This is a genomic window from Streptomyces sp. NPDC033270 (assembly GCF_055576575.1).
In genome coordinates, this window is record NZ_JBVIRA010000017.1 from 87,672 (window position 1) to 102,670 (window position 14,999).

Here is a 14,999-nt window from a genome sequence, read left to right on the forward strand (position 1 = left end):
GCCGGAGCAGCGGTTCACCGCACCGAGGCGGCCGGCGGGCGCTCGCGCACGGCGCCGTAGGCGAGGAAGTAGGCCGGTACGCGGTTCAGCCACCGCGAGGTCGTGACCAGTTCGGCCATCCGCTTCGCCCGCCGGGGATTGCCGAACGGCGCCTCCCCGGCCAGCACCGGTCCGATGACGCGGGTGTGGGCGAGCCGCTGCAGGGCCTGGGTCAGTGCGGTGGTCGGCCACCGGCGGCGCTGGACGGCCCGTACGTCGCGCAGACCGACACGGTCCGCCCGCAGCGGCCCGACGAGGTGCCGGGCGGCGGCCACCGCGTCCTCGACGGCGAGGTTGATGCCGATGCCGAAGACCGGCGACATCGCATGCGCGGCGTCGCCGATGCACAGCAGCCCCGGGCGGTGCCAGCGCCGCAGCCGGTCGAGCCGTACGTCGAGCAGCTTCACCTCGTCCCAGGACCCGAGCGCCCGGACCCGGTCCGCCAGCCATGGGGCGGCGGTGGTGAAGTTGGCCATGAACGGTTCGAGGCCGGCGGCGCGGCGCTCGGCGTCGGTGCCCTTGGGGATCAGCGCGGCGCACTGCCAGTAGTCTCCGCGGTCGATCATGGCGGCGAGCAGCCGGTCGCCGACGCCTCCCACGAGCCCGTGCGGGTCGCCCGCCCGCCGCGGCAGCCGGAACCACCAGGCGTCCATCGGGCAGGCGAAGCTGTGCAGTCCGAGCTCGGGCAGGAGACGGGCCAGCGAGCCCCGCCCGTCACAGGCCACCGTGAGCGTGGCCCTCAGCTCACCGGTGCGGCCGTCGGACGTGCGGTAGCGCACCCCGGTGACCCGGCCGCGATCGACCAGGAAGCCGGTGGCCTCGGTGCTCATCCGTACCGAGAAGGACGGCTCGCGCCGGGCCTCGTCCGCCAGGAGGTCGAGCAGGTCCCACTGCGGCACCATCGCAATGTAGTTGAACCTGCCCCGCAGCGCGCCGATGTCGCCGACGGTGACCAGCGAACGATCCCGCCCGAGCGGCAGCTGAACCGTCTTCACCCGCCGCTGCGGCAGACGGGCGAACCGCTCGCTCAGCCCCAGCTCGTCCAGCAGCGCCAGCGTGGAGGGGTGCACGGTGTCGCCGCGGAAGTCGCGCAGGAAGTCCCCGTGCTTCTCCAGGACCGTGACCGCCACCCCCGCCCGGGCCAGCAGCAGCCCGAGCACCATCCCGGCGGGGCCACCGCCCACCACACAGCAGGTGGTCCGCTCCATCGCAACCGCTCCTCTCCGGTGTCCGCCGGGCATCCGCCGCACCGGCGCCCCTGGGGGCACCGGCACTCAGCCAGATATACCCGCAAACCCGGGCACCATCGCGGATCCCCCTTCGCGACCCGGGCGGGCACCGCGGCGGGCGGGCCCGCCGGAGCGCCGCGTCACCAGGTGTGCGCGACGTCCACGATCAGCTGGTGACCGGACTGGTGGACCCGGAACGGCAGCTTGGCGCGCACACCGAGGCCGACCTGGGTCTGCCCCTCGAAGCTCGCCCCGAACCTGGTGTCCTTGAACGTCCGGTAGCCGGCGAGGTCCACGCCCGGCAGCGGCTTGCCGGCCTCCGCGGCGTAGCTCTGCCCGCCGGTCGACGGGTCGTAGCTCGGCGCGGACACATAGATCTGCAGGATGGCGCCGCCGCCGACCGGAATCCGCCGGCCGGAGCCGTCCTGATGGAACGCGTCGACGTAGCCGACGTGGTAGCCGATCTTGCCGGTCGTGCCGCCGATGTCGAAGACCATGCGGTCGTAGCACGCGTGCCGGCCGGTCCTGACGCTCTTGAGCGGCGCGGAGTCGGCGTCGGTGGCCGACTTGTCGCGGCTGCCCCAGCCGGTCGCGCAGGTCGTGGCGGGGTCGGCCGTGCCGGCCGGGCCGGTCACGGCGCCGGCCGCCCCGGTAGTGCCCAGCACCCCGGCGCCCGCCAGCACGAACACCGCGGCCGCGGTCCCCAACCGTCGCATGACTTACCTCCAGGAGAAATTCGGTACGGAGAACTCCGGTGCAGCGCATTCGATGCCATCGCCACACCGGTAACGATGCGTGCGGGAGGACGGCCGGCGGGGCCACCGCGTTCCACCCGGGGCCGCTTTCGGCCAGCGCGGAGGCGAAGTTGTCGCGAAAACGGGCGCCGTGGTCACCGCACGCCGTGGGGCCGGAACTGCACGCTGATCCGCGGTCCCGCCGCCCGGGTGCTCTTGGGTATCGCGTGCTCCCAGGTCCGCTGACAGGAGCCGCCCATCACGATGAGATCGCCGTGCCCGAGCGGCTTGCGCACCGAGCCGCCACCGCGACGTGGACGCAGCAGCAGGTCGCGCGGCGCGCCCACGGACAGGATGGCGACCATCGTGTCCGCATGCCTGCTGCGGCCCGTCCGGTCGCCGTGCCAGGCCACGCTGTCGTGGCCGTCGCGGTAGTAGCACAGGCCGGCTGTGGTGAAGGGTTCGCCGAGCTCGGCTGCGTAGTGGGCGGAGAGCACGTCCCGCGCCTCGTCCAGTACGGGGTGCGGCAGCGCGTCGTCGGCCTGGTAGAAGGCGAGCAGCCGCGGTACGTCCACCACGTGCTCGTACATCTGCCGGCGCTCGGCCTGCCAGGGCACCTCGGTGGCGAGCCGCAGGAACAGGGCGTCCGCCCCGCTCAGCCACCCGGGCAGCAGATCGATCCAGGCCCCGTCGCCGAGCTCGGTCCGGCGCAGCCCGTGCAGCGGGCCGAGGCGGATGTCGTCGGTCTGGTCGAAGAGCGAGCCCTGAAGTTGCGTGCTCATGCTGCCAGCGTACCCAGATAATCGAATAAATGTTCAGTGCCGTGTTCTGTAGCGGCCCCGCTCACCGGGCGCGGGCACCCGGCCGCACCGCGTCGGCGCCCGAAACGCACGGATCCGCCCCTCCCGACGGCGCAGATTGCGATCATGGGGCGAGCAACCGCGGAGCCCACCGAGGGACTCCCCCGCGCATGAAGGAAGCAGATCTGCGATGCCGGCAATTCCCGCCGACCCGACCGTGGTTCACCCGATACCCGAGCTGCCCCGGCTCGTGCTGCTCAAGCCGCTGTTGACCTCGCCGCTGATCGAGGTCGGGGAGTTCACGTACTACGACGATCCGCACGACCCGACCGCTTTCGAGTCCCGTAACGTGCTGTACCACTACGGGCCGGAGAAGCTGATCATCGGGAGGTTCTGCGCGTTCGCCGAGGGCGTGCGCTTCCTCATGAACGGCGCCAACCACCGTATGGACGGCCCCTCGACGTTCCCCTTCCCGATCCTCGGCGGCTCCTGGGCCGAGCACGCCGATCTGCTCACCGGCCTGCCCAGCCGCGGTGACACCGTGGTCGGCAACGACGTCTGGCTCGGGAACGGGACCACGGTGATGCCCGGCGTACGCATCGGCCATGGGGCGATCACCGCCACCGGCTCGGTCGTCGTCGACGACGTGCCGGACTACGGCATCGTCGGCGGCAATCCCGCACGGCTCATCCGCCGCCGCTACGACGCTGCGGACATCGCGCGCCTGCTGGCCCTGGCCTGGTGGGACTGGCCCGTCGAGCACCTCACCGAGCACCTTCGAACGATCATGTCCGGCAGCGTCGACGACCTCGAAGCAGCGGCCCCGGCTCCGCCCCCGCGGTAACCGCCCACGGCTGACCTCCCCTCAGGCCGATGCCTGTGCGGCGGCGCGTTCGCGGGCGGCGGCCGCCCGCGCCGGGTCGCCCAGCTGGTCCTCCAGCCGGGCCTTGGCCGCCCAGTTGTACGGGCAGATCGGACGCAGTTGGATGCGTTCGCTGAGCAGGGTGCGGGCCAGTTCGGTACGGCCGGCGCGCAGGGACGCCTCGACCAGGGTGCGCTGGATCGCGTCGCGCTGGGCGTGGCTGCCGCCAAAGGTGTGCAGGCGGTCGCGGACGGGCAGCAGCAGATCGGTGGCCCGGGAGTAGTCCTGCTGTCCGTAGGCGATCAGCGCGCGGCAGACCGGCAGGCCGATCCGGGCGGTCATGGCGCGGTTGAACCCGGCGGGCTCGGCCGCCAGCCAGCGCTCCCGGTCCTGGACGAGGCGCTGCGCCCGGGCGATGCGGCCCGCCCCCACATAGGCCATGACGGCGTGGGCGTCGTTGAAGGCGTAATAGGGGCCGTCCTGGCGGCGCTCCCAGGCGTCGGCGAGTCGCTCCCACCGTCCGCTGTGTACGTCCTCGGCCAGGTACAGCCGCCACAGCAGGGCCGCGGCGTCCAGCAGTCCCATCGCCATGCCCGCCGAACCGTCGTGGTGGATGGCCGCGTCGTAGATCTCCAGCACCCGGTCGCCGTCGCCGGCCTCCAGTGCGTAGAGGGCGTAGTGCCACCAGGTGTGGACGGTGAGCAGGGTGCCGCTGGCCCAGTCGTCGGTACGGGCGTCGAGGAAGCGGATCCCGTCGGCGAAGCGTCCGCGCATCTCATGGCTGTGGACCACGCTGTGGATCGCCCACACATCGTGGGGATGCCGCGCGACGGCGGCGAGGCCCACCTCCTCGGCGCGTTCGTAGTGGCCCGACTCCTCCAGGCCGAACGCGTACATGCCCAGCAGCGGTCCGTGGTGGGGGTCGTCCTCGTCCCAGGCGTCCAGTGCTCCGCCGACGCGGTCGCGCAGACGTGCGGCGTCGCCGGTGAGGAAGTCGTGCTGATGCCCCACGAAGAGCGCCAGCGCATCGCGCGGAAAGGCGATGGAGATCTCGCCGAGGAGCCGGCCGGCACCATGCAGGTCGCCGTCCAGCCATGCCGTCGCGGCGGCGATGTGCATCCGCTCGCGGGGGGTGAGCCGTTCGGTGTCCAGCCCGGAGCGGAAGTCGACGAAGGCCTCGCGTGCCGCGGCCGCGTCCTTCTCCTCGGTCCCCAGCACGCCCAGATACGCCACCAGGCTCTGCCCCATCACGGAACGCGGCGCCGCGGCGAGCACGGACCGGGCCGTCTCCATGACCTGGGGGCGGAAGAACAGCAGGTCGTCCAGGGCCTGTTCGTAAGGGGTGACGGCATCGGCGCCGGTGTCGGTCATCGTGTGGCCGTGCCGGTCCGTGGTCATGGATACCTCCTGTGTGGCATGGGTGGGGACGGGCTGGTCCGCTCAGGATGCAAAAGAAGCACGGGCCGCCGCTCCGGGACGGGGCCGTCGCGCATCCCGCCATGGTCCCCGCGCCGGAGACGTGCGTCAGGCCCCTTCACCCGAATGGCCGAGCGACGTCGCCGGGCCGGGTCCGCGAGCGAGCACCTCCCGCCCCGTCCTCAGCCGACCTCGGGCCGCTGCTGGGTCGAGCAGTGAATGCCCCCTCCGCCCTCGCCGAGGTGGTCCACCGGCAGTTGTACGACCTCGCGGCCCGGGTACAGGTCGCGCACGATGGACGCGGCCCTGCTGTCGGCCTTCCGGTCACCGAAACGGGGCATGATGACCCCGCCGTTGACCACGTAGTAGTTGACGTAGCAGGCCAGGAATCCCTCCCCGCGGCGACCGATGTCGACCGGCTCCGGCAGCTCGACGATCTCCAGCCGCTTCCCCCGGGCGTCGACAGCGCGGTCCAGGACCTCGCGGGCCTGGTCGTAGGCCGCGGTCCAGACGTCCCGGGGGGCCTGCTCGGGCGGTGTGCTCATGACCACGACGCCGGGCTCGCTGAAGCGCGCCAGCGCGTCGATGTGGTAGTCGGTGATGTCTTCGCCCAGGACGCCCTTCACCCAGATCACCGTGGTGACGCCGAACAGGTCCTTGAGCGCCCGCTCGATGGCGTTGCGCGACATACCGGGGTTGCGGGCGTCGTTGACCAGGGAACTCTCGGTCACCAGCAGCGTCCCCTCCCCGTCGGTCTCCAACGCCCCGCCCTCGGCGGTGATCGGCGCCTTGATCCTCCTGACGCGCTCGCCCTCCAGGACCGCCCGGGCGACCCGGCCGTCGCGGGCGTGCTCCTGCTTGCCGCCCCATCCGTTGAAGTTGAGGTCGACGCCCGCGATCCGGTCGCCGTCACGCACGAAGGTCGGTCCCGTGTCGCGCATCCACAGGTCGTCCACCGGGGTCGGCACGACCTCCACCGCGGAGCCGCACGCCCGCCGGGCCGCCCCCACCTCCGCGCGGTTGGCGAGCAGGGTCACCGGCTCGAATTCGGCGACGGTCCGCGCGATGCGTGCGATGTCCTCGCGCACGCCGTCGGTGGCCGACCCCCAGATCCGGCGCGTGGGCCAGGCCATATAGGTCAGCTCGTGCGGCTGGGACTCGTCGGGCCACCACCGCCGGCCGGTCGGCCGTGCGCAGCCGATCCCGCCGAGGGCGGCCATGGCCGCTGCCTGCAGTGTCCGGCGTCTGGATATTCCCACGATCAACCACCTGACTGAAAATTCGGTCAGGACGATTCTAGGGCATGATCTGAGCCGACACAGTGACCTTTCTCTTGGACAGCGGGAGTGCGTGATGCCGGACCGGCCCACCCAGATCCTGGAAGCCGCCGCCCGGCTGATCGCGCGGCGCGGTGTGCGCGGGCTGCGCGTCGAGGAGGTCTCCGCCGAGGCCGGCGTCTCGACCGCGCTGATCTACTACCACTTCAAGGACCGCGCCGGGCTGCTGCGACGGACGCTGGAGTTCATCAGCCGGCGCGCGGTCCGCTACACCGACCCCGCCCTGGAGTCCTCCGACGATCCGCGAACCCAGCTCACCGACATGCTGCTGCTGGAACTGCAGGACCTCGCCCAGGTACGGGAGAACAGCGCGGCCTGGGGCGAGTTGCGCGCCACCGCCGTCTTCGACCCGGACCTGCGCGAGCTGCTGGCGGATGCGACCCGCGACTGGGTCGAGGACCTCGCCCGGCTCATCGGCCAGGTGCAGACGGCCGGTTCGGCCGACACCGCCACCGACCCGTACGCCGCGGCCGAACGGCTCACCGCCCTGGTGGAGGGCCTCAGCGAACGCTGGCTGAGCGGGACCACCTCGCTGGAGCGGGCCCACGAGCTGCTCCGCGGCGCCATCGAGGTGGAGTTGGGGGCGAGGTGACCGCCGGGCCGGCCCCCTCCCGCGCACCCTCGGTCTCCGACTGACACGGCGTCAGCGCCATCGGGCACGCCCCACGGCGGCCGCGAGGGTCAGCGGAACCGTCAGCGCGGCGGCGACGGCGAAGAGCGCGCCGTACTCATGCCGGGCGGCGGTACTCGCCGTCAGGCTGCTGGCCAGCGCGCTGCCGCCGTAGAGGCTGACGCCGAACATCGCCACGCCGGTGGCCCGGGCCGTCGGCGTCGCCGCCGTCGCCCACGACTGGACCGTGGTGTGCAGGAACGACCAGCCGGTGCCCAGCAGCAACGCGGCGACTCCCAGGGCCGGTACGGACCGGCTCACGGCGGCGAGGGAGTAGGCCACGGCGGCCTGTGCCCCGCCCGCCGCGATCAGCATGGCGGGGCTCCACCGGCCCACCAGCTTCTTGACCAGCTGTGCGCACGCCATCGCGCCCACGCCGTAGAGCGCCGACACCGCCCCGGCCACCGCGGCCGGCACGCCCCCGGCCTCCAGCGCGGGCGCCAGATACGTCAAGAAGCCCAGCATGACGGCGCCTTCGAGCAGGGCGACGGCCATGACGTACCACATCCACCGCGTGGCCAGGACGATGCGGAACGGAGCCAGCAGGCCGGATCCGGAGGGGCTGCGCGCCGGTTCGGGGAGGTGGCGCAGCGCGCGGGAGAGGTACCCGGCGAGCAGCGCGGGCAGCAGGAAGACCACCCGCCAGCTGACGTAGTGCGCCAGCGCGCCGGCCACGACCGTGCCCAGCGCCGTTCCCAGGGCGAAGGCGGTCATCAGATCGGTCAGCGGGCGCTGGCGCCGCTCGGCGGGTACGACGTCGCCGACATGGCTCAGGGAGGCGGGAATGCAGGCGGCGAAGCAGGCTCCGGAGACGGCACGGGACACGATGAGCGTCTCGACGTTCGGGGCGAGCGCGGAGAGCACCGCGGCGAGCGAACCCGCGGCGAGGGAGAACCTCATCACGCGGATCCGCCCCAGCCGGTCGCCGGCCAGCCCCCAGGCCGGCTGCATCAGGCCGTACGCCAGGTAGTAGCCGCCGGCTGCGAGCGCCACCTTCGACAGCCCCGCGTCGAGTCGGTCCGCGATGATCAGCAGCATCGGAGCGATACAGAACCGGTCGAAGTTGCTGATCAGGCCCGCGCCCCGCAGGAGCCGGAGCGAGCGGGCGGGCAGCCCGGACGCCGGCTCGGTGGGCCGATCGGGCCCGGTGGGCGTGGCGGCGGACACGGAGCGGTCTTTGAACACAGGGGGACTCCCTTCGGCGCCCGGCACCTCCCCGGGCTCTTTCCGCCAGCCCACCACCCCCACCGTCCACTTTTGATCGCCAAGCGATCACCATCACTCACACTTTGAGCCGACACGACATGCGTGACGAGAAAGGAAGTCGGCCCGATGAGCGTCAGGGAACGGCCGGCCGGCGAAGGACCCGGCCCGGCCAGTACGTCGCGCAAGGAGCTCGGTGCCTTCCTGCGCTCGCGCCGGGAGCGGCTGACGCCCGGGGAACTGGGGCTGCCGGTCGCACCGCGCCGTCGCGCCCCCGGTCTACGGCGCGACGAGGTGGCCGAGCGGGCCGGTATCAGCACCTCCTGGTACGCGTGGCTGGAGCAGGGACGCGTCCGTACGTCGGAGCAGGTGCTGCGCGCGGTGGCGCGGGCGCTGTGCCTGGACGGCGCCGAGACCGCGCACGTCCTGTCGTTCGTCGAGGACGCCGCGGCGGCCGGCACCCCGCCAGGCTATGTCTCACGGAACCTGCTGTCCCTGGTGGAGTCGGTGTCACCGAACCCCGCGGTGGTCATCGACCCACATTGGGACCTGCTGGCCTGGAACGCCGGATACGCGGCCCTGCTCACCGACCCTGCGCGCCTTCCTCCGAAGCGGCGCAACCTGCCGTGGCTGGTGTTCCGTTGGGCACCGGCGCGTGACCTGCTCGCCGACTGGGAGTCCGAAGCGCGTGGTCTGCTGGGCCAGTTCCGTGCCGCCGCCGCCCGGCGTCCGGAGGACCGGCGGTATGCGGAGATCATCCGCGAGATCACCCAGGACCCGGATGCGGCCCGCTGGTACGGCCGCCGGGAGACAGCCGTCTACCAGCCCGCGGTCCGCCGCTTCCGCCACCCCAGGGCGGGCGCGCTGAGCCTGCGCTATGTGAAGCTGGCCGACCTCGACGAGCCGGGGCATCACTTCCTGTGCTACCTGCCCGACGACGCGGACACCAAGGCCGCGGTGCGCAGGCTCACCGAGGACGACGGCTGATTCCGGCCCGGTCCGAACCGACGCCCGGTCCGGACCGGCCCGCTATGCCTCGCCACCCGCACCGGAGCGGCATGCCGGGTGGCCCCAGCCGTCCGGGTTCTTGGCGATGGGCTCGCCCGCGGCGTACGTCCGCCCGCACCGGCAGCGGCCGGGGAACTTGGCGTCGAGGGTCCGCGTGGAGCCGCCCGAGGTGCGCCGCCGCGGCGAAGAGGCCGTCTTCGAGGCGGCCGTAGGCGAGGAAGCGGTCCTTGCGGAAGCCGCCTTCGTCGCCGAGCCGGTGGTACGGCGGCGCGCGCCGCCGGGCCGAACGGTGTCCGGCGCGGGCGGCGGCTCCGCGGACCCGAGCGCGCTGCCCGCGGCCTCCTGGACGACCGCCGCCTGGCTCGCGGCCCGGTCGGCGAAGTCGTTGAGCCGGTCGCCGTCCACTTGGTGCGCGGGCACGTACCGGAACTCCACCTCGCGCCCCGTGAGCAGGGCGTCGATGCGTACGACGAGTTCCTGGTTGGCCACCGGCTTGCCCGCGGCCGTCTTCCAGCCCTTGCGCTTCCAGCCGGGCAGCCACGTCGTGACGGCCTTCATCGCGTACTGGGAGTCCATCCGGATCTCGATCGGAACCGCCGGGTCGGTGGCCGTCAGCAGGCGTTCCAGCGCGGTGAGCTCCGCGACGTTGTTCGTCGCGGTGCCCAGCGGACCGGCCTCCCAGCGAAGGACGGTCTCCCGGGTGTCGGCGACGACCCAGGCCCAGCCCGCGGGCCCGGGGTTTCCTTTCGATGCGCCGTCACATGCGGCAATCACGCGTTCAGCCATGCGCGCGATCATGCCAGGCGGCGACTCGCGGGGCGAAGTCGCGTCCGGTCAGTTGCCGGCGGCCTTCTCCGGGCGGAGCTCACTGGGCCGTACGATCACGAAGCCCTCGCCGTCGAGGCGGAGCTGAACGGCCTCGCCGGAGCCGCCCCGGAGCATCGAACCCAGGCTCTGCGAACGGTGCAGCGTGGTCTGCAGGCTGCTGCTCCAGCCAACCACGGCGTCGGTGTCGACGAAGACCGGAGACTGCGGCGACACGGGGATGACGATGGGATTGCCCTCACACACGACGCCCAGCTTGCCCTGGCCGCTGAAAACGGAGTTGAAGAGTCCGCCGCCGACCATACCGGCGCCCTTGACGACCTTGATCTCGTAGGAGAGCGACGGGTCGAAGCACAGGACATTGCGGCCGTTGACGGTCAAGCCGTCACCAGGGGCGAGATCGATGATGAAGCAGTTCGCGGCTTCGTGCGCGAACCACACCTCGCCACGGCCCCGTACGGCCATCAGCGCCAGCCCCTCGCCGGTGACCGCTCGCTTGAGGAACTTGCCGACGCCCTGCCCCTGCTTCTCGAACTGCAGATCGCCGCGGAAGGCGACCATCGCCCCCTGCCGGGCGTAACACTCGCCGTCCAGCGCATACTTGATCGACTTCGCGTTCTGCTGCGTCATACCGGGCGCGGTCGCCGGTATGGCCATGTTGTCCGAGGAAAAGAGATCACTGTTCATGGCCGTCATGGTAGGCCGCGTTGCCGCCGCGCCAACCAGCAATGACGGCCGGCAGCAACCGATGCGGTCCTGCCGTGCCCTCTCCCGCCACGGATCGATTCGTACGGCAGAGCGTCAACTCGGGCCGCGACAACACCTAGAAGTCTGATCTTCGTGACCCGTGCTTCTGGATCGGGATTCGGCGGGGAATCCACATCGGTGTACGCACCGGGCGGCTCACAGTCGTGGTGCGAGGCGCTCCTACGGAAGCCGCATCGCCCGTGAGCCGCTTTCCTTCACCAGTAGGGAGACCGATCGATGGCTCACCGGATCAAGAGTGCCCTCCTGACCGCCGGCGCCTGCGCCGTCGTCCTCGGCGGGGCCGGCCTGGCCTCCGCCGACAGCGGTGCACAGGGCGCATCGCTCCACTCACCTGGTGTCCTGTCCGGCAACACCACCCAAATCCCCGTCCATGTTCCGGTCAACGCCTGCGGCAACACCCTCAGCATCGTCGGACTGCTGAACCCCACCTTCGGCAACACCTGCGTCAACAGCTGACGCCTTGCCGTCACGCGGCGTCCGGAGGCGAGCAGCCCGCCCCGGAAAGCCGAGTGCCGGCCGAGCGGGCCCTCGGTTTCCCTTCCCGAGGGCCCGCTCTTCGCGTCGTGGCACTCTGACCGGCACCCGACTGACACGGCCACTGCCACTGCTGCCCAGCACTGACTGGATCCGTGCAACGCCGACCGGAACCGGAAAGCCGCTGACCGGCCTTTCCTCCTCGGGCGGAATTCCGCGACCGCGCACGCCGCTTTACCCCTAAAATCTTCTCCCGTTTACCTTCGGTGCCCCCCTAGGCAATCGCGTCCTCGCGTAGCACGATCGACTGTAAAGGGCCGGACCTTCATCTCGACACAGCAGGTATTCAGCACGTCCCTCACCGCCACCGCTCCCCCGATTCGGCTCGCAATCCATCAGACTTTCCCCACCCTGAGCGCACCGGCGCGTCGCGTGGTCGCGGCGCCGGTGTTCGGCACCGCGACCACAGGACGCGCCGGTGCGGAAAGCGACACGTCATGAAACTGCTCGCCGAGCCACGGACGGACAACGACTCCGGGCCCAACGGACTCCGGTCTCCCCCGCTCGCAGCCGATGTCGGCTTGCTGCTGCTCCGCCTGAGCGTAGGACTGATCATGGCCGGCCACGGCGCCCAGAAGCTCTTCGGGCTCTTCGGCGGCGAAGGGCTCACGGCGACCGGAAAGGGATTCGCCGCGCTCGGCTACCGGCCGGGCGAGTTCTTCGCCGGCCTCGCCGGGGCCTCGGAGCTCCTCGGCGGTCTCGGTCTCGCGGCCGGGCTGCTCACCCCGCTGGCGGCCGCCGCACTGATCGGCGTGATGATCAACGCCATGGCGCTCGGCGCCCCCAAGGGCCTCTGGGGCCAGTCAGGCGGGCTGGAATATCCCCTGACCATCGCCGTCGTCGCCCTCGCGGTCGCCGCGATCGGGCCCGGCCGCCTCGCGCTCGACAGGCCCTTCGTCTGGCGGGACGGGGGCTGGGGCTGTGCCGCCGTCGCCCTGGGACTGGGCGGCCTGGGCGCCGCCCTCATCTTGGCCCTGTGATCCGGAGAATTCCCCACCTGTGATCCGGAGGCGCCCTGGAAAGAACAACGCATCACACGTCCTTGAACGAACACGGGCCGCTCGACCGGCATCGCGCGGGAGGAATACGCGGGTAGCCGATCGGTGGTCATCTAGGTCATGCGTCCGGGAGGGTGGCCTGCACCTGGCGCAGGAACGTCGCATTGTCCGGAGCGTGTCGCATCTTCTCCAGCAACGCCTCCCATTTCGCCGACCCGTCGCCGGTTTGGAGGGCCCGCCGCAGTCGACGCGTAGCCGTCAACTCGGCCGAGGTGAGCAGCAGTTCCTCGCGACGGGTGCCGGAGGCGGTGGCATTGACCGCTGGGTAGATCCGCTTTCCCGCCAGTGCGCGGTCCAGGCGGAGTTCCAGGTTGCCGGTGCCCTTCAATTCCTCGAAGTAGTAGTCGTCGGCCCGGGAGCCGGTCTCCACCAAAGCGGTGGCGAGGATGGTCAGCGAACCGCCCTCCTCCGCGAGGCGCGCGGCTCCGAAGAGCCGCTTGGGCCCGTACAGCGCGGCGGCGTCCACACCTCCGCTCAGCGTGCGACCACCCGATGCGGCGGCATTGTTGTGCGCCCGGCAGAGCCGAGTCAGCGAATCCATGAGGATGACGACATCCACTCCGTGCTCGACGAGTCGCTTCGCGCGTTCCACGGCCAGTTCGGCGAGTGCGATGTGCTCTTTCGGCGAGCGGTCGAAAGTGGAGGCGAGCACCTCACCGCGTACGCAACGACGCATTTCGGTGACCTCTTCCGGCCGTTCGTCGACCAGGACCACCATCAGCCGGCATTCGGGGTGATTGTCGGCGACGGAGGCGGCGAGCTGTTGCAGCAGAACCGTCTTGCCGGTCTTCGGCGGGGCGACGATGAGCCCGCGCTGCCCCTTGCCGACCGGGGCGATCAGGTCGACGATGCGTGACGCCAGACCGCCATGCGGGCTTTCGAGGCGTATCCGGTGTCGTGGATGCAGCGGTGTGAGATCACGGAAGTGCGGTCGGGCCCGCAATTCCTCTGGCGGGCGACCGTTGACGGTCTCGACCTCGGTGAGCGCCCGCGGGCGGCCGCACCGGCCCACGACGAAGTCACCTTTACGCAGGCCGTTCCTGCGGATCAGCGCAGCGGGCACTCGAACGTCTACGGGCGAGGCGAGGCATCCTTCCGCACGAAGAAAGCCGAATTCCTGCCGCTCGTTCGCGATATCCAGGATCCCGGCGGCCGGCGTGGCGATGTCGACCCGGGGATCGACCATCGTCGTGGAGTGGGTCGAATGGGTCGAGTGGGTCGAGTGGGTCGAGTTGGTGGAGTCGGCGGCGTGAAGGGCGCGCGTGGTGTGCTTGGTTTTGGTGGTGGTCACGGTGTCCTCTCGGGACGTATGGAGATGAGTACGCGGTAGGGCGGTACAAGGGGACCCGGCGGGTTGGGGGGCGGTGCCTTCACGCCCACGGGCGGGCAGGAAACCCGCGGCCGGAGAGGGAGGGTGATGCCGCTGCCCGGCAGAAGTGAGATCTGCGAGTGCCGGGCGGAGAGCGGGAGCTGGACCGCCGTCGCCGGTCTGGACAGACAGACCGAGGGCGTATCGGCGATGCGAACCCGTCGCGAACGCACTGCGAGGAGAGGCCAGCAGAAACGAACGGATGCGATGGTGATGATGGTGATGGTGTTGCTGAGATGAGCCGGGCACCGGCGCCGTCATCGCGGCGAACACAAGTGCGCTCCGAACGCACTGTAGCACTCGACGCGGACGGGCTGACAGGCCTTTCGGTACCCCTCGATACCTCTCGATGCCTCACCCTGCGTCCCGGGCCACGGATGAGCCTATGCTGAGCGCGATGTTCGCACCCCAGGGCCCCACGTTCCGTGAACTCGCCGTCCAGGCACTGTCCTCCGTCGAGCACGGCTATGACCTGCTCGCTCCGAAATTCGACCACACCCCGTTCCGGACACCGCAGTCGGTGCTGACTCCCGTGTCACAGGCGCTGCTGAGGCTGGGACCGTTCGACAGCGGCCTCGACCTGTGCTGCGGTACGGGCGCGGGGGTGGGCGTACTGCGGCAGGTGTGCCGGGAGCGGGTCACGGGGGTCGACATCAGCGCGGGCATGCTCTCGATGGGCCGTGCCCGTGAGCGGACGACCGCGACCGCGCCGCGCATCGACTGGGTACGGGCGGATGCGCGGGCCCTTCCGTTCGGCCCGGCCTTCGATCTCGTCGTGAGTTTCGGCGCGTTCGGGCATTTTCTGCCCCAGGAGCGGCCGGGGCTGTTCGCGCAGGTCCACTCCGTGCTGCGCCCCGGCGGACGGTTCGTCTTTCCGATCGGCGCGCCGCCCCGCCCGGGGTCGCCGGCCTACTGGACGCTGCTGGCCTTCGATACGGCGATGCGGGTCCGCAATGCGCTCTGGCGCCCGCCCTTCGTCATGTACTACCGGGCGTTCCGGCTCGCCGACGTACGGGCGGAGCTGGCCCGGACCGGCTTCGCAGTGCAGCTGCACGCGCTGCCGGAGCCGGGCCTGCGTCCCGATGGCACCCCTCGGTGCCGGTTGGTGGTGGCCACCCGGAGCGGGTGAGACCAGAGGGGGCCCGTG

15 protein-coding genes are annotated in these 14,999 nt (G+C 71.3%); 6 read left to right on the top strand and 9 right to left on the bottom strand.

Annotation, left to right across the window (positions count from 1 at the left end):
• Window positions 1-14 precede the first annotated feature (14 nt).
• The 3 genes from ACZ5XZ_RS23380 to ACZ5XZ_RS23390 form a co-directional block, all read right to left on the bottom strand.
• Entirely contained in the window at window positions 15-1,247 is a 1,233-nt protein-coding gene (locus tag ACZ5XZ_RS23380) for an FAD-dependent oxidoreductase (protein WP_468981061.1), read from the bottom strand.
• A gap of 161 nt (window positions 1,248-1,408) precedes the next feature.
• Complete coding sequence (locus tag ACZ5XZ_RS23385; RefSeq protein ID WP_468981064.1) at window positions 1,409-1,984, bottom strand: AMIN-like domain-containing (lipo)protein; 576 nt, start codon at window positions 1,982-1,984, stop codon at window positions 1,409-1,411.
• 173 nt (window positions 1,985-2,157) lie between these two features.
• Window positions 2,158-2,784, bottom strand: a complete 627-nt coding sequence (locus ACZ5XZ_RS23390; protein ID WP_468981066.1) for an alpha-ketoglutarate-dependent dioxygenase AlkB — start codon at window positions 2,782-2,784, stop codon at window positions 2,158-2,160.
• A 208-nt stretch (window positions 2,785-2,992) separates the two neighbouring features.
• Here ACZ5XZ_RS23390 and ACZ5XZ_RS23395 point away from each other — a divergent pair, with 208 nt between their 5' ends.
• Window positions 2,993-3,646 carry a CatB-related O-acetyltransferase gene (locus tag ACZ5XZ_RS23395; RefSeq protein WP_468981068.1) on the top strand — a complete coding sequence of 218 codons (654 nt, stop codon included), beginning with the start codon at window positions 2,993-2,995 and terminating at the stop codon, window positions 3,644-3,646.
• Window positions 3,647-3,667: 21 nt separating this feature from the next.
• Here ACZ5XZ_RS23395 and ACZ5XZ_RS23400 read toward each other — a convergent pair whose 3' ends face one another.
• Window positions 3,668-5,062 carry a tetratricopeptide repeat protein gene (locus ACZ5XZ_RS23400; protein ID WP_468981070.1) on the bottom strand — a complete coding sequence of 465 codons (1,395 nt, stop codon included), beginning with the start codon at window positions 5,060-5,062 and terminating at the stop codon, window positions 3,668-3,670.
• 200 nt (window positions 5,063-5,262) lie between these two features.
• Window positions 5,263-6,339 (bottom strand): agmatine deiminase family protein, encoded by a 1,077-nt coding sequence (locus tag ACZ5XZ_RS23405; RefSeq protein WP_468981071.1) that lies wholly within the window; start codon window positions 6,337-6,339, stop codon window positions 5,263-5,265.
• A gap of 94 nt (window positions 6,340-6,433) precedes the next feature.
• Between ACZ5XZ_RS23405 and ACZ5XZ_RS23410 the strand changes: the two genes are divergently transcribed.
• On the top strand, window positions 6,434-7,009 hold the full coding sequence (locus ACZ5XZ_RS23410; RefSeq protein ID WP_468981074.1) for a TetR/AcrR family transcriptional regulator: 576 nt from the start codon (window positions 6,434-6,436) through the stop codon (window positions 7,007-7,009).
• A gap of 51 nt (window positions 7,010-7,060) precedes the next feature.
• On the opposite strand, the gene ACZ5XZ_RS23415 is transcribed toward ACZ5XZ_RS23410, so the two are convergent.
• Window positions 7,061-8,254: an MFS transporter gene (locus ACZ5XZ_RS23415; RefSeq protein WP_468981076.1), complete on the bottom strand. Its 1,194-nt coding sequence runs from the start codon at window positions 8,252-8,254 to the stop codon at window positions 7,061-7,063.
• 165 nt (window positions 8,255-8,419) lie between these two features.
• Here ACZ5XZ_RS23415 and ACZ5XZ_RS23420 point away from each other — a divergent pair, with 165 nt between their 5' ends.
• A complete protein-coding gene (locus tag ACZ5XZ_RS23420; protein WP_468981078.1) occupies window positions 8,420-9,277 on the top strand; it encodes a helix-turn-helix transcriptional regulator in 858 nt (285 codons plus the stop codon).
• 42 nt (window positions 9,278-9,319) lie between these two features.
• On the opposite strand, the gene ACZ5XZ_RS23425 is transcribed toward ACZ5XZ_RS23420, so the two are convergent.
• Window positions 9,320-10,096 (bottom strand): ribonuclease H family protein, encoded by a 777-nt coding sequence (locus tag ACZ5XZ_RS23425; RefSeq protein ID WP_468981081.1) that lies wholly within the window; start codon window positions 10,094-10,096, stop codon window positions 9,320-9,322.
• A gap of 36 nt (window positions 10,097-10,132) precedes the next feature.
• A complete protein-coding gene (locus ACZ5XZ_RS23430; protein WP_468981082.1) occupies window positions 10,133-10,810 on the bottom strand; it encodes an AIM24 family protein in 678 nt (225 codons plus the stop codon).
• A gap of 297 nt (window positions 10,811-11,107) precedes the next feature.
• Between ACZ5XZ_RS23430 and ACZ5XZ_RS23435 the strand changes: the two genes are divergently transcribed.
• Window positions 11,108-11,347 carry a chaplin gene (locus tag ACZ5XZ_RS23435; RefSeq protein WP_468981085.1) on the top strand — a complete coding sequence of 80 codons (240 nt, stop codon included), beginning with the start codon at window positions 11,108-11,110 and terminating at the stop codon, window positions 11,345-11,347.
• Between the two features lie 515 nt (window positions 11,348-11,862).
• Window positions 11,863-12,405 carry a DoxX family membrane protein gene (locus ACZ5XZ_RS23440; RefSeq protein ID WP_468981086.1) on the top strand — a complete coding sequence of 181 codons (543 nt, stop codon included), beginning with the start codon at window positions 11,863-11,865 and terminating at the stop codon, window positions 12,403-12,405.
• A 136-nt stretch (window positions 12,406-12,541) separates the two neighbouring features.
• Here ACZ5XZ_RS23440 and rho read toward each other — a convergent pair whose 3' ends face one another.
• Window positions 12,542-13,669 (bottom strand): transcription termination factor Rho, encoded by a 1,128-nt coding sequence (gene rho, locus ACZ5XZ_RS23445; RefSeq protein WP_468981265.1) that lies wholly within the window; start codon window positions 13,667-13,669, stop codon window positions 12,542-12,544.
• A 580-nt stretch (window positions 13,670-14,249) separates the two neighbouring features.
• On the opposite strand from rho, the gene ACZ5XZ_RS23450 reads away from it, so the two are divergent.
• Complete coding sequence (locus tag ACZ5XZ_RS23450; protein WP_468981087.1) at window positions 14,250-14,981, top strand: class I SAM-dependent methyltransferase; 732 nt, start codon at window positions 14,250-14,252, stop codon at window positions 14,979-14,981.
• Window positions 14,982-14,999: the final 18 nt, after the last annotated feature.

What these genes read in the sequence shown, in the direction of transcription:
- ACZ5XZ_RS23440 (WP_468981086.1), top strand. Translation starts at nt 11,863, where the DNA reads ATGAAACTGCTCGCCGAGCCACGGACGGACAACGACTCCGGGCCCAAC.
- ACZ5XZ_RS23420 (WP_468981078.1), top strand. Translation starts at nt 8,420, where the DNA reads ATGAGCGTCAGGGAACGGCCGGCCGGCGAAGGACCCGGCCCGGCCAGT.
- ACZ5XZ_RS23430 (WP_468981082.1), bottom strand. Translation starts at nt 10,810, where the DNA reads ATGAACAGTGATCTCTTTTCCTCGGACAACATGGCCATACCGGCGACC.
- ACZ5XZ_RS23435 (WP_468981085.1), top strand. Translation starts at nt 11,108, where the DNA reads ATGGCTCACCGGATCAAGAGTGCCCTCCTGACCGCCGGCGCCTGCGCC.
- ACZ5XZ_RS23385 (WP_468981064.1), bottom strand. Translation starts at nt 1,984, where the DNA reads ATGCGACGGTTGGGGACCGCGGCCGCGGTGTTCGTGCTGGCGGGCGCC.
- ACZ5XZ_RS23450 (WP_468981087.1), top strand. Translation starts at nt 14,250, where the DNA reads ATGTTCGCACCCCAGGGCCCCACGTTCCGTGAACTCGCCGTCCAGGCA.
- ACZ5XZ_RS23400 (WP_468981070.1), bottom strand. Translation starts at nt 5,062, where the DNA reads ATGACCACGGACCGGCACGGCCACACGATGACCGACACCGGCGCCGAT.
- ACZ5XZ_RS23410 (WP_468981074.1), top strand. Translation starts at nt 6,434, where the DNA reads ATGCCGGACCGGCCCACCCAGATCCTGGAAGCCGCCGCCCGGCTGATC.
- ACZ5XZ_RS23380 (WP_468981061.1), bottom strand. Translation starts at nt 1,247, where the DNA reads ATGGAGCGGACCACCTGCTGTGTGGTGGGCGGTGGCCCCGCCGGGATG.
- ACZ5XZ_RS23390 (WP_468981066.1), bottom strand. Translation starts at nt 2,784, where the DNA reads ATGAGCACGCAACTTCAGGGCTCGCTCTTCGACCAGACCGACGACATC.
- rho (WP_468981265.1), bottom strand. Translation starts at nt 13,669, where the DNA reads ATGGTCGATCCCCGGGTCGACATCGCCACGCCGGCCGCCGGGATCCTG.
- ACZ5XZ_RS23425 (WP_468981081.1), bottom strand. Translation starts at nt 10,096, where the DNA reads ATGATCGCGCGCATGGCTGAACGCGTGATTGCCGCATGTGACGGCGCA.
- ACZ5XZ_RS23395 (WP_468981068.1), top strand. Translation starts at nt 2,993, where the DNA reads ATGCCGGCAATTCCCGCCGACCCGACCGTGGTTCACCCGATACCCGAG.